Here is a 24,197-nt window from a genome sequence, read left to right on the forward strand (position 1 = left end):
GCTTCCTCAGGGGAATGACTTCGTCGGTGTCTGCCCATCTTAGTGAATGTGATCCTTGATCGCCCGGGATACAACCTCGGCAACGCGTGGATCAAACGCTTCCGGAAGAATATTATCTTCGTTTAGATCTTCATCGGCAACAAGTCCTGCAATGGCATAGGAAGCGGCAAGCTCATTTCCTCAGTGATCTGGCTGGCACGTCCCTCGAGAGCACCCTTGAAGATGCCCGGAAATGCAACAACATTGTTGACCTGATTTGGAAAATCGGAGCGACCGGTACCAACGACACGCGCACCGGCTTTCTTTGCAACATCCGGCATGATCTCCGGTACAGGGTTCGCCATGGCAAACAGGATCGCGTCCCTGTTCATGGAAGCAACCATCTCCGGTGTGACGATATTTGGAGCGGATACACCAACGAAAATATCAGCACCCTTCAGAGCATCGGCAAGAGTACCTGTCTTGCCGGTCAGGTTGGTAACCTCCATCATGTCCTTCTGCATCCAGTTAAGATCGGCAGATTCTCTGGAAAGGATACCGGACTTATCACACATAACCACATCCGGGAAACCGAAACGAAGCAGCAGCTTGGTAATCGCAACTCCGGCAGATCCGGCACCGTTGACAACAACGTGGCAGTCCTCTTTCTTTTTATTGACAACCTTCAGTCCGTTCATGATACCGGCGAGAACAACGATTGCTGTACCGTGCTGGTCATCGTGAAAGACAGGAATATTTAATGCTTTCTTGAGACGCTCCTCAATTTCGAAGCAGCGTGGTGCGGAGATATCCTCCAGATTGATGCCGCCGAAAGCAGGAGCAATATTGATCACGGTCTGGACAATCTCATCCGTATCCTGGGTATCGAGGCAGATCGGAAATGCATTGACACCGCCAAACTCTTTAAAAAGGACAGCCTTTCCTTCCATAACAGGCATTGCAGCCTCCGGACCGATATTACCCAGTCCTAAAACAGCACTTCCGTCAGAAACGACGGCGACAGTGTTCGACTTGATGGTGTATGTATATGCCGCTTCCTTATCCTCGGCAATGACTTTGCATGGTTCAGCAACGCCCGGAGTATATGCAAGTGCCAGATCCTCTCTGGATTTCACCTGACATTTCGGTGTTGTTGTGATTTTTCCGTTCCATTCTTTGTGAAGCGATAATGCTTTTTCTTTGAGATCCATAATTCAATCCAAACCTTTCTATAAACGTGTTCTTGGCGTAAGCCATATAAATCAATCATATCATATTTTATATATGAAAACAAGAAAATCCGGTTGGGTATTTACAGATTGGGAATTTTTGTATATACTTAAGAAAATTGATCTGTCAGACGGAATTCATTTGTTCTATTGTTGATTATTTCAGAGTTTATTTCGTTGAAGATTCATTAAATTTCAGAGGATATATAATTAAATAGTTATTCCAAATGGAGGTAATGCATGGAAGAGTTAGAAAAAATGTCATTGGTGGAGTTACGTTTGTATGGCAGAAAGCTTGGCATGAAGAACGCAACGACATTTAAGAAAAAGGAATTGATCGGAGAGATTCAAAAAATTCTGGCATCCGGGGAGGCACCGGAAGCAGAGAAAACTGCGAAAAGTTCTGCAAAAGGTTCAAGAGAGAAGAAATCAGATACGACCGAGGGGAAAAGAACAGCAAAGACAACGGCAAAGCCGGCAGGAAGAAGAACAGAGAGACGTCCGGCAAGAAAGAATGATTATGAGGACAGAGGTGCGGCAGGAAGCAGAGCACCAAGACCGGTTGTCCGTGGCGGATATACCTCGAATCTGCAGGAAATGCATACCGTCCGTGAGGACCGCAGATATGGATCCGGCAGAGATAACCGTTATAACCGCGACGAGAGAAGTAACGGACGTGAGGACCGCTATAGCCGTGATGAGAGGAATAACGGACGTGAGGACCGTTACAGCCGTGACGAGAGGAATAACGGACGTGAGGAGCGCTACAGCCGTGATGAGAGGAATAACGGACGTGAGGACCGCTACAGCCGTGATGAGAATGGAAATAATCAGGAAAACTACAGTACACATGACAGGAATGCGGCTCATGACGATTCACAGCATACCGGTCATGTAAATATGAGAGGCGATGCAGCAACGATGCCGTTTTCTGAGCTGGCACAGCTTGACAGTGGCGAGACAAAGACAGGTATTCTTGAAGTAATGCCGGAGGGATATGGTTTTGTGCGCTGCGACAATTATCTGCCGGGCGAGGCGGATGTTTATGTATCTCCTGCAATGATACGCCGTTTTGGCCTGCGCACCGGTGATATTCTTGTGGGTAATACAAGAATTAAGAATCAGAATGAGAAGTTCAGCGCACTGCTTTATGTGAATACGGTCAATGGCTTTAGTCTGGAGGAGACGGCGGCAAGAGCGAAGTTTGAAAATCTTACCCCGATCTTTCCGAATGAGCGGATCCGCCTGGAGGTGCCGGGAGCCGGTAACAGTAATATTTCCATGAGAATGATGGATCTGATCTCGCCGATTGGAAAAGGACAGAGAGGAATGATCGTATCCCAGCCGAAGACCGGTAAGACGACACTGTTAAAGCAGGTAGCAAAATCAGTCACACATAATCATCCGAATATGCATCTGATCGTTCTTCTGATCGATGAGCGTCCGGAGGAGGTGACCGATATCAAGGAATCGATTCAGGGAGAGAATGTAGAAGTGATCTATTCGACCTTTGATGAGCTTCCGGAGAATCATAAGCGTGTATCGGAAATGGTGATCGAGCGTGCAAAACGTCTGGTGGAGCACGGCGGTGATGTGATGATTCTTCTGGATTCCATTACACGTCTGGCGAGAGCGTATAACCTGACTGTTCAGCCAAGCGGTCGTACATTATCCGGTGGTCTTGATCCGGCAGCACTTTACATGCCGAAGCGTTTCTTTGGTGCGGCGCGTAATATGCGCGAGGGCGGAAGTCTGACCGTGCTTGCAACAGCACTGGTGGATACCGGCAGTAAGATGGATGATGTTGTGTTTGAGGAGTTTAAGGGAACCGGTAACATGGAAATGGTTCTGGATCGAAGTCTTTCTGAAAAGCGCCTCTTCCCGGCGATCGATCTGCCGAGATCCAGCACGCGAAGAGACGATCTTTTGTTAGATCAGGAGGAGCTTGAGGCGAATTTCCTGATCCGTAAGGCGTTTGGCGGTTCCAAGTCTGAGGAGGCGGTGGAAAATATTATTTCCATGTTCCGCAAGACAAAAGATAATAAGGAACTGATCCAGCTTGTCAAAAAAGTGAAAATTGTCTGAGAAAAATGCTTGCATTTGAAATTATGCTATGATATACTGAGTAAGTTGTGTGTAAGTAATAGGTTATCCCTGTCAGGATAACGAAAGGAGGTTACTAACATCATGAGAGAAGGAATTCATCCTAATTATTATCAGGCAAAGGTTGTCTGCAACTGTGGAAATGAGTTTGTAACAGGTTCTACAAAGGAAGAGATCCATGTAGAAATCTGCTCTAAGTGCCATTCATTCTACACCGGACAGCAGAAGGCTGTTAAAGCTCGTGGTGCGATTGATAAGTTCAATCGTCGTTATGGCATTAACGCAAACTAGCGGGATATCTGGCCGGTTTTCCGGTCTTTCAAATGGTCACAGTACCTTTGTGGTATTGTGACCATTTGTGTTAAAAACAGTTTTCGTTGGAATGCATTATTGAGGAAGGATAATTACTATGAAATCATCAGGAATTGGCGGGCAGGCAGTGCTCGAGGGCGTTATGATGCGCAACCACGACAAATACGCCGTGGCAGTCAGAAAGCCCGATGGAGAAATTTCTGTTAAAAACTGGGACACACGAAGTATCCGGGAACGCAATATTTTGCTGCGGCTTCCGATCATCAGAGGTGTTGTCGCATTTATAGAGTCGTTGGTGCTTGGAATTAAGACGCTGACGTATTCCTCCGGCTTTCTGGAGGAGGAAGAGGAACGTTCCCTGCAGCAGGGAGAGACGCAGGTGTCAGACCGGAGAGAGGTTCTGGAGAATGTTCTGATCGTGACATTGTCTATTTTGCTGGCAATCGGATTTTTTATGATCCTGCCGTTTGCCGTGTCGGAGCTGTTTCGTGGCAAGGTGCATTCGCAGACAATGCTCACAGTGATCGAGGCTGCATTGAAGATGCTTCTGTTTCTCGGGTATGTGGTTGCAATATCATTTCTAAGTGATATTAAGCGTACCTTTATGTATCATGGCGCAGAACATAAGACGATCAACTGCGTGGAGAACGGACTTGATCTGACGGTTGAGAATGTACGGACACAGTCGAGATATCACAGACGATGCGGGACAAGTTTTCTGCTTGTGGTAATGATCGTCAGTATTATCTTTTTTATGTTTATAAGGATTGACAATCTGTGGCTTAGGATGCTGTATCGTATTCTGCTGATCCCGGTTGTAGCGGGTGTTTCCTTTGAATTCATCCAGTTTGTCGGTAATTCGGATAATCCGGTGGTTCTGTTTCTTGGAAAGCCGGGAATGTGGCTGCAGAAGCTGACGACCAGGGAGCCGGATGACGGAATGATCGAGGTTGCAATCGCATCGGTAGAGGCAGTATTTGACTGGAGAGCCTATCAGGCAGGGATCCGGAAGGAATTAAGCAGACGCAAGCGTCATAAGAAGCATCGTGAGCGGGAAGAAAAGAAGGTCATTCCGGAAGATATTGTTCAGGATGCCGATTACGAGCAGTCCTTCGCCGCACCGGATCCGGAGACTTCCATGGAGCTGAGTGCAGAGGATGAGAAAGCCTTTGACAGACCGCAGGAAAGCAAGAAGGCAGAGAAAGCTTCCACAGCAAAGAAGTCGAGGCAGAAGAGGAAGCAAAGGAAGAGAAGACTTCAGCAACACAGAAGAAATCAAGGACAGAAAAGGCGGAGAAATCTTCCACAGCAAAGAAGCCGAAGGCAGAAGAGGAAACGAAGGACGAGAGGACTTCAGCGACAGAGAAGAAGACCGTGGCAAAAGAAGAGAAGGTCTTTGTAGTGTCTGAGAAAGAAACCGAGGCAGCAGTCAGGGAAGAAAAGGCTGTCCGGAAAGAAAGCAGAAAATCTGACCGCAGACCGGCGAAAAAGAAAAATATTTTTGATAAGCTTCCACGTTCCAAGAAGCGCCGTGAACTGGAGGAGCGCGAAGCAAGATACCGCAACCGTGCGGCAGAGCGTATGCGCCAGATCAAGGAGCAGGAGGAAAGAGAGGCTGCTCATGAGCGGGCATATCAGGAGGCGAGAAAGCGGACGGCAGAACGAATTGCAGCAACGCAGGAGCTGCCAAAGCTGCAGCTTGATCAGGATAAGGACGAGCTGAAGAGTCTGGATCGTTTCTTCGATGATAAATAGCAGCCGGCGTCTGACGGGGTTTGGAAAGGAATGAGTGTTTGCGTGGTCTATAGAGAGCTTCTGGAAGAAGGAAAGCACATTCTGGCTCAGGCAGAAATTGTCGATGCGGAATGTGATGCATGGCTTTTGCTTGAGCATGTCAGTGGAATGAACCGGGCGCAGTTTTTTCTGCATCAGCAGGATACGGTGCCGGATGAATTGGAAGCGGATTATCGGGGAATGCTCCGAAAAAGAGCAGAGCATATTCCACTGCAGCATTTGACGGGGACACAGGAGTTTATGGGACTTGAGTTTCAGGTGTCACCGGATGTGCTGATTCCGAGACAGGATACAGAGCTTCTGGTGGAGAAGCTGTTGCCGCATATACAGGGGAAACGGGTACTCGATGTGTGTACCGGTTCCGGTTGTATTGCGATATCGTTAGCCGTGCTTGGAAAGCCGGAGCAGATGGACGCAGTGGATCTTTCTGAGAAGGCACTTATCCAGGCCGGAAAGAATGCAAAGAGGCTTGGAGCGGACGTTTCGTTTTACCGGAGTGATATGCTGGATGAGATCAACGGCAGGTATGATGTGATCGTATCAAATCCGCCGTATATTGCATCTGATGTGGTAGATGAACTGATGCCGGAGGTGCAGGAGCATGAGCCACGCATGGCATTGGACGGCGGTGCAGATGGACTTGATCTTTACCGCAGGCTGCTTGCACAGGCACCGGAACGGTTATTGTCCGGCGGACTTCTCGCCGTGGAGATCGGATATGACCAGCGGGAGGCTGTGATGGAGTTATTCCGGGAGCAGGGATTTACGGATGTGTATTGTGACCGTGATCTGTGCGGCAATGACAGAGTAGTAATGGGAAGATATCAATAAATTGGACTGATAAGGAGGAAAACAATGTTTGATCGTTTAGAGGATTTGGCGCGGAGTCTGGAAGAAATTAATATGCAGCTTACGGATCCGGATGTCATTAATGACCAGAATAAGTATCGTCAGCTCATGAAGGAGCAGAGCGAGCTGACCCCGATCGTGGAGAAGTATCAGGAATACCGTGCGGCAAAGGACGGCATTGAGGAAAGTCTGCAGCTTCTTGAGGAAGAGAATGACGAGGAAATGCGTGAGCTTGCCAAGGAAGAGCTGTCAGAGTGCCGTGCAACGGTAGAAAAGTGCGAGCAGGAGCTTAAGATCCTGATGCTGCCAAAGGATCCGAATGATGATAAGAATGTTATCGTGGAGATCCGTGGCGGTGCCGGAGGAGATGAAGCAGCACTCTTTGCGGCAGATCTGTTCCGTATGTATTCGAAGTTTGCCGAGACGAATCACTGGAAGGTAGAAGTGATGAGTGCCAACGAAAACGGAATCGGTGGATTTAAAGAAATAGTATTTATGGTAAATGGTCTGGGAGCGTATTCCAAGCTGAAATATGAGAGTGGTGTACATCGTGTACAGCGTATTCCATCCACCGAGTCCGGCGGAAGAATCCATACCTCTACGGCAACCGTAGCGATCATGCCGGAGGTAGAAGAGGTTGACGTACAGGTTGATCCGAAAGATTGTAAGATCGATGTATTTCGTGCATCCGGAAACGGTGGTCAGTGTGTCAATACGACAGACTCTGCGGTACGAATCACACATATTCCGACCGGAATTGTCGTTTCCTGTCAGGATGAGAAATCGCAGCTCAAGAATAAGGACAAGGCGATGAAGGTACTGCGTTCCAGAATTTATGATCTGGAGCGGGAGAAGGCGGAGAGCGAGCAGTCAGCAGAGCGCCGCAGCCAGGTTGGTACCGGTGATCGTTCCGAGAAGATCCGTACCTACAATTTCCCGCAGGGACGTGTGACCGATCACCGTATTAAGTTTACAAGTCATCGTCTGAATGAGATCCTTGATGGAGATCTGACCGAGCTTCTTGATAATATCATTGCGGTGGATCAGGCGGCGAAGTTGGCGAAGATGAATGAAGAAGCATAAAATAATGCGTGTAAGCTCAGCATTTGACAAAAAACTAAACCGATTATTAAATACAGAGGAATCAAGATAATGGAATTTTGGGATATATACGATGAGAATAAACAGCGTACCGGACGCACGATGAAACGCAACGACTGGTGTCTGAAGGAGGGAGAGTACCATTTGTCTGTACTCGGAGTGATCAGGCGCCCGGACGGAAAGTTCCTGATCACAAAGCGTGCCATGGATAAGGAATGGGCACCGGGCTGGTGGGAAGTTCCGGGAGGCGGTGTACAGGCCGGAGAGGATTCTGCCGATGCTGTTGCCAGAGAAGTGTTAGAAGAAACCGGACTTGATGTGTCAAAGGCAGAGGGCGGTCTTTTGTTTTCCTATCGCCGAGAGAACATCAAGGAAGGCGATAATTACTTCGTGGATGTTTACCGGTTTACCATGGACTTTGAGGAGTCCGATGTCAAAGTTCAGCAGGAAGAAGTAAAGGGCTTTGAAATCGCAGATCCTGCGGAGATTGAAAAGTACGGAAAGGAAGGAATCTTCCTTCATTATGACAGTATCCGCAAGGCATTTGAATGACCACAATTAAGAATATTCAATGATATTGGGGGCAAAATGATTTTGCCCCCAATTGATATTATAAAATGAAACAAAGAATAATTTACGAAAACTTTCCATACCAACAACAGATGTGAGTGTGTCCATAATATTTTTTATGACATATATTTTCGAATATGATTTTTGCTTTGTAAATTTTTTAAAGCTCTGGGAGATTGTGTTTGGAAATTGTCTTGTCGCTCTACGGTTTTCAAAAAATCTAAATGCTTTGTTGTTTCGATGTTTGATGAACGCATCTTCCCGTACTCGCCTCAGGGTGGGATTCAGGTGTTTCAAAGGGCACTTGCGCTCGCCACTACTTGAGCCTTGTTTTTTAAGGCGCTATGTAGTGCTGCGTAGCGCAGTGTAGCGGAAGCGTGCCCGCTGAAATAACTGAGCCCACCCGAGAGGCTCAAGTCGTCCAGATGCGTATTCATCGAAACATTGCAAAGCAAAGATTTTTCAGAAAACCTAACGATCTGCGTCAATTTCCAAACACAATCTCCCAGAGTAGTTAAACGTCAGAAGCAAAAATCATAATGCAATTTCTCAGAATAAAAAAATATTATGGATATACACAAATTTGAAGTATGGAAAGTTTTCGTAATTTATGATGCTCATTATATCATATATCCGCGCACGTTTTCTGCGCATGACGGAGTTTCGAAGAAACTCCTAATATGAGTCCTTTAGGACTCATTATATCATCATAAGTGTACCTAAGGTCAGCAGCCCCAAACCGGCTGCTGATTTTTTAGTGAGTTTTTCGCGGAAGACAATTCGTGAGAATGCGATCGTGACGAGAATACTCAGCTTGTCGATCGGAACGACGACGCTGGCAGGTCCTTCCCGGAGGGCATGGTAGTAGCAGAGCCAGGAAGCACCGGTGGCAAGTCCGGACAGACAGATGAAAAACATCTCCTGACGGGAAATACCGCGAAGCTCCGATGCTTTTGACTTGGCAAATACCATGATCCACGCCATGAAAAGAACGACGGTAGTACGGATCGCTGTTCCGAGATTGGAGTCGATACCGCTGATTCCGATCTTACCAAGGATGGCGGTCAGACTGGCGAAAACCGCAGACAATACCGCATAGATCAGCCAGCTTTTCTGTCCGGAGTCGGCATTGGCTGCGTCTGATTCCTTCTTTGTGATCATCAGAAATGTGCCGAGGGCGATCAGGATAACGGCTGCACCCTTTTTCAGACTCATTCCCTCATGGAAGAAGATCAGGGCGAGAAGAATTGTTAAGATCGTACTTGATTTGTCAATCGGAACGACTTTATTGATGTCGCCTTTCTGCAGGGCGTGAAAATAGCAGAGCCAGGAGCCGCCGGTGGCAAGCCCGGACAGGATCAGAAACAAAAGTGTCGATCTGGAAATCTGTCCAATGCCACGGTATGCTCCGGTCAGAGACACCAGAAGCCAGGAAAATGAGAGGACAACGCAGGTGCGGATCGCCGTTGCTACGTCAGAATCTGTTTTGCGGATGCCACATTTGGCAAGTATGGAAGTGATGCCGGCAAAAAAGGAAGAGCCGACGGCATATAAAAGCCACATAAAATCCCTCTTTTCTGAATGTATCAATGTTGTTGATCTTAAAGTATATCATAAACTCATTCTGTTGTGTTCATGATAACCCTTTTGAAATGATAAAAAATGATTTTCTGTTATATCTGACAGAGAAAAAAATATGGCTGGAAACACGGAAGATAACAGTGCTTTCCACAATATGAACGAATTATAACAAAATGAACATACAATTTCTGTGAACCGTTGTATTTTAGAAACGGCAATGCTAAGATAATGATATCGCGATACGGTTTACAAGAAAATGCAGCAAATAGAATGGAGGAAGGAAAATGAGATCAGGCAAAATGAAACGATGTGCCATGACAGGGGTGTTAGCGATGGCGATGATTATTTCGGCGGCACCGGATGTGACTGTGACGGCAGAAATGGATGCCGGCAAAAACGAGGAAGCATTTATCGACACGGAATTAACCTACGGAACGCTTCCGGTGCAGACGGTATCTGCAGTGACAAGAGAGAAGTGCAGCGGCAAGGAGTGGACCGGTACAGGGAACAATTTGGATATTACTTCGGTAAATACGATGGAGGACAGCTCCAATCTGATTCCGTACGGTACAGTAGAGACGGCATTTCTTGGAGCAAGAGATTACGACAGAGAGGAATCAGACTATTATCAGCTTCTGACCGGAAAGGATGAAAGCTGGGATCTGACGGTTCTTAATAACCCGGAAAAGGCAGAGGGACTTGGTTCGTTTGAACAAGAGGATTATCAGGAACAGAAGGGAGACGGCTGGAAGACAGTGACACTGCCGGCAAGCTGGACCAGCTACGGCTTTGATCATTCGATCTATACGAATACGGTTATGCCGTTTGAGAGTGACGCAGAATTTCCGATGGCACCGACGGAAAAGAATCCGGTAGGACTTTACCGAAAGCAGTTTACCGTGAAGGATTCGATGCTTCAGGATAACGGTAAGGTTTATATCACGCTGGGCGGCGTGGAGTCTGCCTATTATCTGTATGTGAATGGGGTAGAGGTCGGTTACAGTGAGGACAGCTATGATCCGCATACCTTCGATATTACCGATCTGCTTCACGCAAAGGGAGAGAAGAATACACTTGCGGTTAAGGTGTTTAAATTCTGCGACGGAACCTGGCTTGAGGATCAGGACATGATCTACGATGGCGGTATTTTCAGGGATGTTTATCTGACAAGTACGCCGGCGGTGCATGTGCAGGATTATGATCTGAACTATGATCTGAACGAAGATTACACGGCGGCAGATATGAAACTGTCCCTGAATACGGTCAACGATGCGGTTACGGATGCGGCAGATATGGCGGCAAAGGTGGCACTGTATGATGCACAGGGAAATGAGGTTGCAAAGACAAATGCTGTTCTTGGTACGATCGCAGCCGGAAAGACCGGTGAAAAGGAAATTTCCATGACAGTAACCGATCCAAAGCTGTGGGATGCGGATCATCCGAATCTGTATACGATGGTTGTTTCATTGTATGACCAGAAAACAGGGCTTCACTATGAGAGTGTCAGCCAGAATGTGGGATTTCGGAAGCTGACATTTACATCGACGAAGGTCACGACCGATGGAAAATATAATAATGCAACCAAGCGTTATGACACGGTAAAGCTTAATGGTAAGCGTCTTTTGATCAAGGGTGTCAACCGCCACGATACGGATGTGGATACCGGAAAGTATGTCTCTCACCGTGTTTATGAGGAGGATGTGCGTCTGATGAAGCAGAACAATATCAACGCAATCAGGACCTCTCATTATCCAAATGATGACTATCTGTATTATCTCTGCGATAAATACGGTCTTTATGTGATGTGTGAGAGTAATAACGAATCGCATGCGATCTATTCCGATGAGGAGAAATTAAGTAAGCTTGAGACGGCAGCAATGACAAGGCAGTCGGCATCCTACGAGCGTTTCAAGAATACGACAAGCAATCTGTTCTGGTCGATCGGCAATGAATCCTCTCAGGGCTGGTCTGAGCGTGACGGCAATTATGCCAATGGCATGTTTGCACATCTTGTACAGTTTTTCAAGGATCGTGACAGCAGCAGAATGGTGCATTATGAGGGCATGAGCGGTGGAAGAAAGGGTTCTACGGCAATTGATATGGTCAGTCATATGTACTATGATCCGGACAGTATTTTATCCTATGCAAAGGATGAAAGCCGCATGCCGTTTATTCTCTGCGAGTATGATCATGCCATGGGAAATGCGGTAGGAAATCTGAAGGAATACTGGGATATTATCAGGGAGTATGATAACATGCTTGGCGGCTTTATCTGGGACTGGGTGGATCAGTCGAGAAAGATTGCGATTAAGGATGGTGCCTGGAATTATTACGGAACAAAGGATGCGCATACAAGCGGACTTTATGATCTGAGTGGATATTTTCTCGGATATGGAGGTGATTGGGGAGATAAAACCGGAGACAAGAATTTCTGTCAGAACGGTCTTATTTCTGCAGACAGAGATCCACAGCCGGAGCTTAAGGAAGTTCGATATCAGTATCAGGATTTCTGGTTTACCTCGGAGAAAGATAAGCTGACCGGGCAGACCATTCATGTCAAAAACGAGAGCGTTTCCAAGGATCTGTCCGAATATGATGTGATATGGGAACTGAAGGAAAACGATACCGTGATCGGACAGGGGCAGATTACAGAAGAACTGGAAGCGCAGCAGGAAAAGGATATCGTGATCCCATATACATTGCCGGAGTCGTTGAAGGAGGGTGCAGATTATTATCTGAATATTTCGGTCAGAACAAAGGCAGCAGACGGTCTTTTGGAAAAGGGACAGGAAATTTCCTATGCACAGTTTGCAGTGGATGCAAAGAAGGCTGCAAAGGCACATAAGTTTAGCAGCGAAAACGTAAGCATTGTAAAGAACGGTAATTATTATAATGTATCCGGAAAGGATTTTAAGTTTAATGTGAATCTTCAGACCGGTCTTCTGGAGGATTATTACTATCAGGAGAAGCTGCTGATGAAGCAGGGACCGCAGCCGAACATCGGACGTGCAAAACTGGATAATGATAACACAAGCTATGCTGATATCATGAAGAATCTGACACTGGCTGCTTCACCGGAGGTGGCATGGAACGCAGATGGCTGTTATGTGATCACTGTGAAATGGCTTTCTGATTTCCAGCTTGATTCAAAGGCAGTGGAGCCTTCTGCAATCGTGATGCATTATCTGGTCGAGAGTGATGGAACCGTTACCGTAAATGTTCAGATGGATCTGACGCATACCGGTATGAAACGTATCACCAAGGCGGGAACAATCCTGACACTGGCAGATGGCATGGAACAGGTAAGCTGGTACGGAAACGGTGACGGAGAAAGCTATAATGACCGTCAAAGTTATACCAGAAAAGGCGTTTACCGGTCAACTGTCAATAATATGTATTATCCGTTTGCGATGCCGCAGGATTGCGGTAATCTTACCGGCGTACACTGGATCAGTGTGACAGGAGAGGACAAGGACGCTGTCGGCATGCTGATCAGTGGCAATCAGGAGGTTAATGCATCGGCACTTCACTTTACGCCGTCCATGCTGCAGGCGGCAAAGCATGTCAGTGAACTGACGCCTTCCAAGGAAACCTATGTGACCGTGGATGCGGCAGTGAGAGGAACCGGAAATGCTTCCTGTGGATATGAGACTTTAAAGAAGTATCAACTTGAGAAGAAAATGTATGATTACAGTTTTTCTCTGATTCCGGTGGCAAAAGAGACCGATTGTATGGAAAAGGCAGTCGATTACAGAGAGCAGACGTATCATTTTGAAGCCACAAAGCAAGCCGAGATCAAGGATGTGACTCCGGCGGAGCCGACACCGGTACCGACAGTGACACCGGATCCGGGAAATGGAAGTGCATCTGTGACACCTTCACCGGTGCCGGATCTGCAGCCGGCGTCCGACAACGGAAATGGAACCGCGGCAGCCGCAAAGACACCGGGTAAAGTGACGAAGGTGAAGGCAAAGGCACTTGGCAAAGGGGCAAAGCTTAGCTGGAAGGCACAGACAGGTGTTGCTTACCGTGTTGCATACGGCACAAGCCGCAAAAAACTTGCTGCACTTAAAAAAGGAAACAGTAAGGGAGCAAAAGGTGTTAAAGTCATTACGGTAAAAACTGCCGGCAAGAAGCTTTCGAATCTGAAGGCAGCGAAAAAGTATTATATCCGGGTATGTGCTGTTGACAAAAAGAGCAAAAAAGCAGGAAAATGGTCGGATATCATATCGGTTAAGACAAAATAAAAGTCTATTTCTGAAAAATAGATAAAATAAAGACCGTCGCATCGAATGGGCGAAAAGTGACAGGAACCCTGTTTTCGGGATGAAACAGGAGGTCTGTTATATGAAAAGTCTGTTTGTGCGGCGGTTGTTTTTTTGAAAATATATGGTAAGATACATAAGTAAAATAAAAGCAAGGGAAATGTGATAATGAGGGTGGATCGATGAGTGTTTATCAGTGTATGTTGGCAGATATCAGTGATGTGGCGGCGTTTTTGCCAAAAGCCGTGCTGATTGGGATCCTTGTGGGGATCGTGCTGCGGCTTTGCCATGTCAGAGGACGGCAGTGGACCGGCAGTGTATTGTTTGTGATCTATGTTGTGGTACTTCTGCAGACTGTGTTTTTTTGCCGGGAGCCGGGAAGCCGGTGGGGGACGGATATGCGGTTGTTTGGTACCTGGGGAACGACGATGCAGGATCATGCATGGGTGCTTGAAAATGTCCTGTTGTTTATTCCGCTTGGACTGCTGCTTCCTTTATTGCTTCCAAAACGATGGCATCCGATCACGGTTCCGGCGGGACTTTTTGGCAGCATCTGTATTGAGTTTGTGCAGCTTCGCACCGGAAGGGGTTTTTGTCAGCTTGACGATATTGTGATGAATACGCTGGGGGCATTGGCGGGATATCTTCTGTGGCTGGCAGGACGGGGGCTGCTTCGGGGCATTCTTCGGTTTTGCGACAGGCAGGGCAGGCGAAGAGGGCTGTTTGGCGTATTGGCTCTTTTGTGGATGCTTGTGATATTTTCCTTTTCCGCACAGCCGGCAGATGAGTCGACGCAGACGAGCCTGCGGGTTGGCAGGGCTGTCTGTGCGGTGATCGTGCCGGATTATGCGCAGATGACGCAGGAGCAGCAAACTGCCTGGGCTGAGCGTATTGAGTTTCCGGTGCGAAAGGGTGCTCATATGACGGAATATGGAGTGCTTGCCATGTTGTGGCTTGGTGTGCTTGCCGGAGAAGAGATCACAAGGAAACGGGCAGTCATTGCCATTGCCCTGACGGCTCTTTACGCATCGACCGATGAGTTTCATCAGCTGTTTGTGCCGGGACGAAGCGGTCAGGTGCGGGATGTGCTTATCGATTCCTGTGGTGCTGCGATTGGCGTATTGATCGCATGGGGGCTGATAAGAATTTACAGTAACAGAGAGAAACAACACTAAGAAGGGGGCGTTTCCAATGGATCTGATGGTTGGAAGTGTAGATGCCAAAAGGCTGCGCAGAGATCTGATCAGACAGCTTCGCAGCATTTCGAATCAGAAGTCACCGAATGTGCGCAACAAAATATACACCGCAGAGATGGCAGATGAGCAGAGTCTTGTTGCCATGGCGAAAAAGGAAGGGCTGGAGATCCGAAGATATATCCGGTGATAACAGATACAAAAGGAGTACGGTAGAGATGGAATTAAAGGAACAGAATTTAGGGGAGGAGTTATATAATCTTCTGGCGGAACTGCTAAACAGCAAGATGAACCGGACGGTTATGGACAGTATTCGTGGAGAATACGGGGTTTTGCGCTATCTTTGTTATATTGAGGATCATGTGCATGCCGGTAAGCTGACCGAGCATCTTCGTGTTGTGCCGGGAAGAATGACCGACATTTTAAACAGTCTGGAAGCAAAGGGATTGATCACGCGGATCCGCGGGGAAGAGGACAGACGTCATGTAAATGTATGCATCACGGAGGAAGGAAAGAAGCAGGCGGTCCAGATGCGGCAGATGATCAGCCGGGAATATGAAGGGATGTTCCGGATCCTGGGACAGAAGGATACGGAGGAGCTGATCCGGCTTCTGAAGATTGTTCTGTCCTATCCGGATGCAAAGGAGACAAAACGCGAGTGATACGGGAAAATGACAAAAGACAGCTCGTCAGACAGGGAGAACTGTTGTTATATATTGAAAAGAACGAAGAGGGTGTCACGCTTCTCCGGTGCTATGGGGACAGCCCGGTTGTCACACTGCCGGATATGGTGGATGGTGCTGCGCTGACGCAGATCGGAGATTACTGCTTTGCGGACTCGGCGAGAGCGCAACGCTGTGATGAAGCTTCCGAAGGAACTTACAGGGAGCTTTACGGAGATTATCTGCAAGAGATCTTTCTGCCGGATACGGTCAGAAAGCTTGGAAGTCTGGCGTGTTATAACTGCAAGCATCTGCATACACTCGGATTTGGAGCGGCACTGACAGAGGTGGGCAGCGATGCCTTTATGAACTGCCGCAGTCTTCAGGCGTTTCGGATATCGGCGGGGATGCAGCAGGAGACGGGGCTGAAGCAGCTGCTTGCCCAGAGAATGACCGATGTGGAGGTAACCTTTGTTGAGGGGAACAGTATTGTAGGAAAGCTGTTTTATCCGGAGTATGAGGAGGATCACGATGAGATTGGTCCGGCACATATCTTTGCGATGAGTATTCATGGCGAGGGATTTCGGGCAAGACAATGCTTTCAGAACGGAAGACTTTCGCTGGCTGCGTATGACGAGATCTTTGAGCAGGCGTGTGCTGAGGAAAGTGAAGAGACGCTGTGTCGTCTGGCGGCAGATCGTCTGGCGTATCCGGTAGTACTTTCCGGACAGGCGGGGGAGCGATACCGCAGATTTCTTGCCGGACAGCAGAGTACACTGGCAGAGCTTCTTGTTAAGCAGCATGATATCACAGGGATCAGGGAGTTTGTACGTGGAGAGATCCTTACCGGAGACGGAATGATGACCGCTGCCCGCCTGGCGGCGGAGACAGAATGGGTGCAGGGAGCGGCAGAACTCCTTACATTGGAAAAGGAACAGGCAGAGCAAAAGAACGGGGAGGATCAATATGCCTCGAAGAATGGTGAGAATGTCACACCCTCACATATTATGACACAGACCGAGTGGGAAGAGATGATGGCACGCAAGGTGCTTGCTTACACGACCGATGCACTTCTGGTGGATTTTCGTTATATGGGAAGTGCGATTCAGATCCTGCAGGCGGTTCCGGACGGACAGATCACGACGCTGGCGGTGGACGGAGCAAAGCTTCATTACTCTGCAGAGCAGTTGATACGGGTCTTTAGGAGCAATGAGAAGTATCTGAACAGACTGTATCTGCATGCACTGTTACATTGCCTGTTCCAGCATCTGTGGATCGGCGGAACAAGAGATAGAATGCGCTGGCATATTGCCTGTGATATTGCGGTGGAATATGTGATCGATCAGCTTAAGCAGCCATCGGTGCACCGGATCATCGGATGGCTCCGGGAGAAGACGTACCGGGAGCTGTCGGAATACGGAGACGGGATATCGGCTGCGATTGTTTACCGATGGCTTGAAGAGAAGGATATGGAGCAGATCGCAGGTCTCAGGCAGGAATTTTTCACGGATGATCACCGTTACTGGCCAAAGCAGGAGCAGAGGCGTGCAGTGCCGTCTCCGGTGCAGAATAAATGGCAGCAGGCGGCAAGGAAGATCTCGCTGGAACAGAAGAGACAGGGAGACGATCCGCAGAAGGGACAGCGTCTGCTCACGCAGCAGATGAAGGAGGGACGGAGCAGGCGGTCTTACCGGGACTTTCTGAAGAAGTTTGCGGTCTATCAGGAGGAGCTTACGCTGGATCCGGATGAATTTGATCTGAATTTCTATACCTATGGACTGCGTCTTTACGGCAATCTGCCTCTGGTGGAACCGGTCGAGAGCAGTGAGGTATGTAAGATCCTTGATTTTGTGGTGGTGGTTGACACCAGCTATTCTACGAGCGGAGTGCTTGTGCAGGGATTTTTGCAGGAAACCTTTCAGATCCTGACCGGGAAGGACAGCTTTTTTCGGAGGCCAGGATCTGGGTGCTGCAGTGCGATGAGACCGTGCAGAAGGAGGATGTGATCTGTTCAAAGGAGGAGCTTGACCGGTTGTTTACGGATTTTGAGATCTACGGTGGTGGCGGTACGGACTTTCGACCGGCGTTTGAACGGGTACAGGAACTGATTGAACAGGGGGCGTTTGAACGGCTGTGCGGTTTGTTATATTTTACGGACGGCAAAGGCATTTATCCGACTGGGAAGCCACCTTATAAAACGGCATTTTTGTTTCTGAATGATTACGAGGAAGAAAAGGTGCCGGTGTGGGCGATGCGCCTGAAGGTGGATGAAGGGCAGTGGCAGAGACATGCAGACAGAATGGAGAATAACGATGAACATTAAAGAAGCAAAAAATGAAATTAAACATACCGTACAGGCATATTTGAATAAGGATAATCTGGGGGATTATCGTATTCCGCCGCTTCGCCAGAGACCGATCCTTCTGATCGGACCGCCCGGAATCGGTAAAACGCAGATCATGGAGCAGATTGCCAGAGAGTGTAAGATCGCTCTGGTTTCCTATAATATTACTCATCATACCAGACAGAGTGCGGTTGGACTGCCGTTTATCCGGGAAACCTCGTATGGAGGAGAGACATATTCCGTCACCGAATACACGATGAGTGAGATCATTGCCAGTATATACCGCCGGATGGAGGAGACCGGGCTTGACGAGGGAATCCTTTTTGTCGATGAGATCAACTGTGTGTCTGAGACACTGGCGCCGACCATGCTGCAGTTTCTGCAAGGGAAAATGTTTGGTAATCAGAAGATCCCGGAAGGCTGGATCATTGTGGCAGCCGGAAACCCGCCTGAGTACAACAAATCGGTCAGAGAGTTTGATATGGTAACCCTGGATCGTGTCCGCAGAATTGATGTGGAGGCTGATTACGGTGTCTGGAAGGAATACGCCAGAGAGCGTAAGCTGCATGGGGCTCTGTTAAGTTATCTTGAACTTCGTCCCAACAATTTCTATCGCGTGGAGGCGGATGTTGACGGCTTGCAGTATGTGACGGCGAGAGGCTGGGAGGATTTAAGCCAGCTTATTTATGCGTACGAAGAGCTTTCGATTCCGGTGACGGAGGAGGTCATTTATGAGTTCTTACATCACAGGGATGTTGCGGAGGATGTGGAGGCGTATCTGGCACTTTACCACAAATATCAGGATGATTACGGGATTCCGGAGATCCTTGCGGGAAATGTGCGGACAGAGGTTTATGCGAGACTGTTTCAGGCTGGCTTCGATGAGCGGCTCAGTGTGGTCGGTCTGCTTGCAGACGGACTGCGTGGTATCCTTGAGAAGGTCATCCTACAAAAGAACAAAACCGATCAATGGTATGACTATCTGAGACAGTATCAGCATACGCTGAAAGAGGGAACGGATAAAACGCCTGCAGAGGATTACCGGCAGATGCTGGAGACGATTGCGGAGGAGAATGCGCAGCTTGAAAAGACAGGCTTGCCGACAGGAAGGAGCTTAGCAGGAGAGAGATACTCAGGCAGCAGATGGCAGAAAATGCACCGTCTGCGGTAGAACCCAGGGAAGCCTTTGCACAGGCAAAGCAGGGCTTTGATAACTGCAGGAGCATTCTTGCCGCACAGGAGCAGGCAGGAGAGCAGGCAATGGAAGCAGCATTTGATTTTATGGAAAATGCCTTTGGAAACGGACAGGAGATGATACTGTTCGTCACGGAATTGACGCTGATGTCCGAGGCAGTGCAGTTTCTGGCACAGCATCCGTGTGAACGTTATCTTCAGTATAATCAGGAGCTTTTGATCGGAACCAGAAGACGGGAACTTTTAGACGAATTAAATCAATAGATGTCCGGTCGTCTACTGGACGAAACAGGAAAGATATGTTATACTTTTGCAATATATGGGTCTTGTTTCCATAAGGAGAGAGGGGGACAAAATGACACGACAGGAGGAACGCATCCGTGCAAGACGGCGTCAGAGACGCAGACAGGCGAGAATGGTGCGCCGCGTTGTTTTTGGAGTATGTCTGTTTATCATCCTGATCCTGTGTATTTACGGACACCACAATCATAAGCGGGTACTGTCGCTGCAGAGTGAGATCGACCGGCTGGAACAGCAGCTTAAGAAAAGCAAGTCGGACAGCAATGATCTGAAGAAGCAGTTGGATGAGCTGCAGAAGGAGCTGGAGCAGAAGCAGCAGGAGCTCGATAAGAAGGAGGCAGCCCTTTATGATGATCCGAACAAGCCAAATGTCTATATGACCTTTGATGATGGACCAAGCTCCAATACCGATACGATATTAGATACACTGGCGGCGAACAACATCCGTGCCACCTTTTTCTGTATTGCGCAGAAGGGGGAGGCGAATGAGAAGCGGTATCAGAGGATCGTAAATGAAGGTCATACGATCGGTATGCATTCCTACACTCATGAGTATGGAACCGTTTATGCCAGTCTGGAATCCTTTGAGCAGGATGTGACGCAGATCAGTGATTATATTTTTCAGATGACAGGCGTCCGACCGAAATATTACCGTTTCCCGGGAGGAAGCAGTAATACGGTCAGCAAGGTGCCGATGAAGGAATGTATCCGGTATCTGAACCAGAGTGGTCTGACGTATTTTGACTGGAACGCACAGAATGATGATGCAACCGGTAAGTCCTACACTGCATCGCAGCTGGTGGAGCATGCCATGAAGAATGTCAAAATGGCGGGGGACAATGTGGTGCTTTTAATGCATGATGAGCAGACAAAGACTGCAACAGCCGAGGCATTGCCGACGCTGATCAAGAGGCTGAAAAATGCCGGTTATGATATATTGCCGATCACGGATAAGACACCTTTGGTACAGCATGTGTCAAAAGACTCCGTGAGCTGACAGCCGGGATCAATCAATAAGGAGGACATAACATGAGTGAATTTGAAGATGCAAATGTAGATAAGGATATACTCAGCCAGATCTTCGGTGACGATATTGCCGATGACAAGGACGATGAGAAGAAGGATGACAGTCTTTTCGCTGACAGCTCTGCCGGAGATAATGAAGACGAGGAGACGGCAGAAGCTGTTTCTGAGACAGAAGAGGAAGTATCAGCAGAGGATATCTTAAAGGATGCAACCGAGGAGGAAGAACCGGAGCCGGTTGAGGAAGAGCTTTCAGTTGAGGAGGTTCTGGAGACTGCCAGAGCGCAGAAGCCGGTTGAGGAGACAAAGGCACCGGTTAAGACTGCACAGATTGATGTTGATGACGATGATGTGACGGTGATCACTAAGGGAACCACAATCAACGGTGGCATTTCTTCCGAGGGCTCTTTAGAGGTGATGGGTACGATCACAGGAGATGTTGACTGTCTTGGCAGAGTTGCCGTATATGGCACGATCTCCGGTAATGTATCGGCATCCGATGTGCTGGTTCAGACAAAACGTCTGGAGGGTAATATCAAGAGTGACGGCAATGTCGAGGTGGCAGAGGGAACGATCATTCTGGGTGATATCGAGGCAACCTCAGCAACCGTAGCCGGAGCTGTTAAGGGTAACATTGATGTGAATGGTCCTGTTATTGTGGATTCCACAGCAGTTGTACAGGGAAGCATCAAGGCGAAATCAATTCAGGTCAACACAGGAGCTGTTGTCGATGGATACTGTTCATTAAACTATGCAGGTGTAAATCTGGAAGAGTTTTTTGAAGATAAATAAGATATGGGGATGGACAAAGATTATGGCAAAGTATAAGAGAGTATTATTAAAATTAAGCGGTGAGGCACTTGCCGGTCCGAATAAGACAGGCTTTGATGAGGAAACCTGCCTTGGCATTGCGAGACAGGTGAAGCAGTTGGTCGATCAGGGGATCCAGATCGGTGTTGTAACCGGAGGAGGTAACTTCTGGAGAGGCCGTACCAGCAAGAATATTGACCGTACAAAGGCAGATCAGATCGGTACACTCGCTACAGTCATGAACTGTATTTATGTATCAGAGATCTTCCGCTCTGTCGGTATTAAGACAGCGGTTCTGACACCATTTGCGTGCAGCTCCTTTACAGAGCTTTTCTCAAAGGATCTTGCCGTTCGTTATATGGAGCAGGGGGTTGTAACCTTCTTCGCGGGAGGCACAGGACATCCGTACTTCTCCACAGATACGGCTCTTGTTCTCAGAGCAGTGGAGATGGAGGCAGACATCATTCTGTCCGGCAAGTCGATCGATGGTGTGTATGACTCTGATCCGGCAGTCAATCCGGATGCGAAGAAGTTTGACGAGATCGATATCAATGAGGTCATCAATCAACGCCTTGGCGTGATCGACCTGGCAGCAGCCGTATTGTGTATGGAGAATCATATGCCGATGATGATCTTCGGACTCAATGAAGAAAATAGTATCGTAAATACCGTCCGGGGAACCACTCATGGAACCCTTGTGACAGCATAATTATAATGGAGGATTACAATGAGCGTGGAATTAAAACAGTATGAAGAGAAGATGAACAAGACACTCGACAGCCTTTCAGGAGAGTATACAACGATCCGTGCAGGACGTGCCAATCCGCATGTGTTGGACAAGATTACCGTTGATTATTACGGAACACAGTCCAATCTGCAGGCAGTCGCTAACATTTCCGTATCGGAGGCACGCACCCTGGTTATTCAGCCATGGGAGGCAAGCCTGATCAAGGAGATCGAGAAAGCGATCCTTACCTCTGATCTTGGTCTGACACCGAACAACGATGGTAAGGCGATCCGTCTGACATTCCCGGAGCTTACCGAGGAACGCCGTAAGGATCTGGTAAAGGATGTCCGTAAGAAGGGTGAGAATGCCAAGGTTGCAATCCGCAACATCCGCCGTGATGCTAACGACGCGATCAAGAAGGAACAGAAAGCCAATGAGATCTCTGAAGATGAGGAGAAGACATTGCAGGATGATATCCAGAAGATGACAGATACCTATATCAAGAAGGTTGACGGCATGGTAGAGGATAAATCAAAAGAGATCATGACAGTATAAGATACCGGCAGGGATAGGCATATGTCTGTCCCTGTGTTTCCTTATATGGACAGATTATGAAAGGAACAAATTATGGGTGAGAATACAAAAGCAGTGCCGCGGCATGTCGCAATTATTCTGGATGGCAATGGAAGATGGGCGAAGAAGCGTATGCTTCCGCGCAATGCCGGACATGCAGCCGGCAGCAAGAACGTAGAGAAGATCTGTGAGGCAGCATGGAACATGGGAATTGAGTATGTTACGATGTATGCCTTTTCAACGGAGAACTGGTCCAGACCACAGGAAGAAGTCGATGCGTTGATGAAGCTTCTTCACAGCTACTTAAAGGACTGTATTAAGACCAGCAAAAAGAACAACATGCAGGTACGCGTGATCGGCGATATCAGCCGCCTGGAGCCGGAGCTGCAGGATAAGATCCGAGAGCTGGAGGAGATTTCCGCACAGAATACGGGACTTCATTTTCAGGTGGCTCTTAATTACGGCGGCAGAGATGAGATCCGCAGAGCTGTCCAAAAAATGGTACAGGATGCTGAGGATGGCAATTTGAAAGCTTCTGAAGTGACAGAGGATAAGATTGCGGATTATCTTGATACAAAGGATATTCCGGATCCGGATCTGATGATCCGCACCAGTGGGGAGCAGAGACTGTCCAATTATCTTTTGTGGCAGTTAGCTTACGCGGAGTTTTACTTTACAGACACACTCTGGCCGGACTTCAATAAGAAAGAGCTGGAGAAGGCAGTGGAATTTTATCAGACAAGAGACAGACGTTTTGGCGGCGTCTGATCAAAGAATTGGAGATTACTATGTTTTGGACAAGATTAGCAAGTGGAATTGTTCTTGTAGCAGTGACGATTGCATTGATGGTGAATGGCGGATGGCCATTATTCTGGGTAGTGACAGCGATTTCGCTGATCGGACTGTTTGAACTGTACCGTGTGGCAGATCTTCACAAGACACCACCGGCAGTGATCGGTTATATATCAAGCGTGGTTCTTGATATTCTCATATTAGACGGTTATTATGAATATTTAATATTATGGCTGATCCTGACGCTGATGGTTATGATGGCATGTTATGTGATCGCATATCCAAAGTATCATACGGATCAGATGACATTGTTGTTTTTCGGTCTGGTTTATGTGACGATCATGATGTCGTTTATTTTCAAGGTGCGTTATTTGGAGGGAGGTATCCTTACGGTATGGCTGATCTTTGTGGCATCGTGGGGATCTGATACCTGTGCGTACTGTGCAGGCAAGTTATTCGGAAAGCATAAGCTTCCGTCAAAGCTCAGTCCGAACAAGACGATCGAGGGATGTCTTGGAGGCATTATCGGTGCAGCGTTGATCGGATTTTTGTTTGCGCTAGCGTTTTATCGTCAGGAGACCGAATACTGGTGGCAGTTTGCATTGATCGGTGGAGTGGGATCCGTGATCTCACAGATCGGAGATCTCACCGCATCTGCGATCAAGAGAAATTATAATATCAAGGATTATGGTAAGCTGATTCCGGGTCACGGTGGTATTCTGGATCGTTTTGACAGCATTATCTTTACGGCACCGCTGGTATATCTGCTGGCAATTCTTTTATAGTAACAGTGTGC

General features: G+C 47.9%; 20 protein-coding genes and 2 pseudogenes. 20 read left to right on the forward strand and 2 right to left on the reverse strand.

What is annotated here, in order from left to right; all coding sequences use genetic code 11:
* Nucleotides 1–39: 39 nt before the first annotated feature.
* Nucleotides 40–1,190, reverse strand: a pseudogene (locus tag DXA20_RS03400) (NAD(P)-dependent malic enzyme).
* 258 nt (nucleotides 1,191–1,448) lie between these two features.
* Here DXA20_RS03400 and rho point away from each other — a divergent pair.
* The 7 genes from rho to DXA20_RS03435 all read left to right on the forward strand — a co-directional run bounded on the left by rho (nucleotide 1,449) and on the right by DXA20_RS03435 (nucleotide 7,919).
* Nucleotides 1,449–3,293, forward strand: coding sequence for a transcription termination factor Rho (gene rho / locus DXA20_RS03405; protein WP_118559311.1), 1,845 nt, complete (start codon nucleotides 1,449–1,451; stop codon nucleotides 3,291–3,293).
* A 102-nt stretch (nucleotides 3,294–3,395) separates the two neighbouring features.
* Nucleotides 3,396–3,602 (forward strand): 50S ribosomal protein L31, encoded by a 207-nt coding sequence (rpmE, locus tag DXA20_RS03410; protein ID WP_022306133.1) that lies wholly within the window; start codon nucleotides 3,396–3,398, stop codon nucleotides 3,600–3,602.
* A gap of 118 nt (nucleotides 3,603–3,720) precedes the next feature.
* Nucleotides 3,721–5,025: a DUF1385 domain-containing protein gene (locus DXA20_RS03415; RefSeq protein ID WP_118559312.1), complete on the forward strand. Its 1,305-nt coding sequence runs from the start codon at nucleotides 3,721–3,723 to the stop codon at nucleotides 5,023–5,025.
* Nucleotides 5,025–5,378 (forward strand): hypothetical protein, encoded by a 354-nt coding sequence (locus tag DXA20_RS03420; RefSeq protein WP_118559313.1) that lies wholly within the window; start codon nucleotides 5,025–5,027, stop codon nucleotides 5,376–5,378. Before DXA20_RS03415 ends, DXA20_RS03420 begins: the two co-directional genes overlap by 1 nt.
* Nucleotides 5,379–5,408: 30 nt before the next feature.
* Nucleotides 5,409–6,248, forward strand: coding sequence for a peptide chain release factor N(5)-glutamine methyltransferase (gene prmC, locus DXA20_RS03425; protein WP_022306131.1), 840 nt, complete (start codon nucleotides 5,409–5,411; stop codon nucleotides 6,246–6,248).
* 24 nt (nucleotides 6,249–6,272) lie between these two features.
* Nucleotides 6,273–7,349 (forward strand): peptide chain release factor 1, encoded by a 1,077-nt coding sequence (gene prfA / locus DXA20_RS03430; protein WP_022306130.1) that lies wholly within the window; start codon nucleotides 6,273–6,275, stop codon nucleotides 7,347–7,349.
* Between the two features lie 69 nt (nucleotides 7,350–7,418).
* Nucleotides 7,419–7,919, forward strand: coding sequence for an NUDIX hydrolase (locus DXA20_RS03435; RefSeq protein ID WP_118559315.1), 501 nt, complete (start codon nucleotides 7,419–7,421; stop codon nucleotides 7,917–7,919).
* A gap of 717 nt (nucleotides 7,920–8,636) precedes the next feature.
* Here DXA20_RS03435 and DXA20_RS03440 read toward each other — a convergent pair.
* Complete coding sequence (locus DXA20_RS03440; RefSeq protein WP_118559316.1) at nucleotides 8,637–9,500, reverse strand: EamA family transporter; 864 nt, start codon at nucleotides 9,498–9,500, stop codon at nucleotides 8,637–8,639.
* A 302-nt stretch (nucleotides 9,501–9,802) separates the two neighbouring features.
* Between DXA20_RS03440 and DXA20_RS03445 the strand changes: the two genes are divergently transcribed.
* The 13 genes and pseudogenes from DXA20_RS03445 to DXA20_RS03505 all read left to right on the forward strand — a co-directional run bounded on the left by DXA20_RS03445 (nucleotide 9,803) and on the right by DXA20_RS03505 (nucleotide 24,186).
* A complete protein-coding gene (locus DXA20_RS03445) occupies nucleotides 9,803–13,765 on the forward strand; it encodes a glycoside hydrolase family 2 TIM barrel-domain containing protein (protein WP_118559317.1) in 3,963 nt (1,320 codons plus the stop codon).
* 200 nt (nucleotides 13,766–13,965) lie between these two features.
* Nucleotides 13,966–14,958 (forward strand): VanZ family protein, encoded by a 993-nt coding sequence (locus DXA20_RS16635; protein ID WP_243100519.1) that lies wholly within the window; start codon nucleotides 13,966–13,968, stop codon nucleotides 14,956–14,958.
* 16 nt (nucleotides 14,959–14,974) lie between these two features.
* A complete protein-coding gene (locus DXA20_RS16085; protein ID WP_022305938.1) occupies nucleotides 14,975–15,166 on the forward strand; it encodes a hypothetical protein in 192 nt (63 codons plus the stop codon).
* Between the two features lie 28 nt (nucleotides 15,167–15,194).
* Nucleotides 15,195–15,638: a MarR family winged helix-turn-helix transcriptional regulator gene (locus DXA20_RS03455; protein WP_022305939.1), complete on the forward strand. Its 444-nt coding sequence runs from the start codon at nucleotides 15,195–15,197 to the stop codon at nucleotides 15,636–15,638.
* Nucleotides 15,635–17,644, forward strand: coding sequence for a leucine-rich repeat protein (locus DXA20_RS16640; RefSeq protein WP_243100520.1), 2,010 nt, complete (start codon nucleotides 15,635–15,637; stop codon nucleotides 17,642–17,644). Before DXA20_RS03455 ends, DXA20_RS16640 begins: the two co-directional genes overlap by 4 nt.
* Entirely contained in the window at nucleotides 17,605–17,961 is a 357-nt protein-coding gene (locus tag DXA20_RS16645) for a VWA-like domain-containing protein (protein WP_243100521.1), read from the forward strand. The genes DXA20_RS16640 and DXA20_RS16645 overlap by 40 nt, the downstream gene beginning before the upstream one ends.
* Nucleotides 17,951–19,440: pseudogene (locus DXA20_RS03470) on the forward strand (AAA family ATPase). The gene DXA20_RS16645 and the pseudogene DXA20_RS03470 overlap by 11 nt, the downstream one beginning before the upstream one ends.
* Nucleotides 19,441–19,531: 91 nt before the next feature.
* The gene (locus DXA20_RS03480) at nucleotides 19,532–20,473 is read left to right on the forward strand and encodes a polysaccharide deacetylase family protein (RefSeq protein WP_158577115.1); all 942 of its coding nucleotides are present in this window, start codon (nucleotides 19,532–19,534) and stop codon (nucleotides 20,471–20,473) included.
* A gap of 32 nt (nucleotides 20,474–20,505) precedes the next feature.
* Entirely contained in the window at nucleotides 20,506–21,291 is a 786-nt protein-coding gene (locus DXA20_RS03485) for a polymer-forming cytoskeletal protein (protein ID WP_118559321.1), read from the forward strand.
* A 22-nt stretch (nucleotides 21,292–21,313) separates the two neighbouring features.
* On the forward strand, nucleotides 21,314–22,018 hold the full coding sequence (gene pyrH / locus DXA20_RS03490; protein ID WP_118559360.1) for a UMP kinase: 705 nt from the start codon (nucleotides 21,314–21,316) through the stop codon (nucleotides 22,016–22,018).
* Nucleotides 22,019–22,036: 18 nt separating this feature from the next.
* A complete protein-coding gene (gene frr, locus DXA20_RS03495) occupies nucleotides 22,037–22,591 on the forward strand; it encodes a ribosome recycling factor (protein ID WP_022305946.1) in 555 nt (184 codons plus the stop codon).
* A 72-nt stretch (nucleotides 22,592–22,663) separates the two neighbouring features.
* Nucleotides 22,664–23,377: an isoprenyl transferase gene (locus DXA20_RS03500; protein ID WP_118559322.1), complete on the forward strand. Its 714-nt coding sequence runs from the start codon at nucleotides 22,664–22,666 to the stop codon at nucleotides 23,375–23,377.
* A gap of 20 nt (nucleotides 23,378–23,397) precedes the next feature.
* The gene (locus tag DXA20_RS03505; RefSeq protein ID WP_022305948.1) at nucleotides 23,398–24,186 is read left to right on the forward strand and encodes a phosphatidate cytidylyltransferase; all 789 of its coding nucleotides are present in this window, start codon (nucleotides 23,398–23,400) and stop codon (nucleotides 24,184–24,186) included.
* Nucleotides 24,187–24,197: the final 11 nt, after the last annotated feature.

The organism is Roseburia sp. AM59-24XD (assembly GCF_003478445.1).
In the GTDB taxonomy this organism is placed as follows: domain Bacteria; phylum Bacillota; class Clostridia; order Lachnospirales; family Lachnospiraceae; genus Jutongia.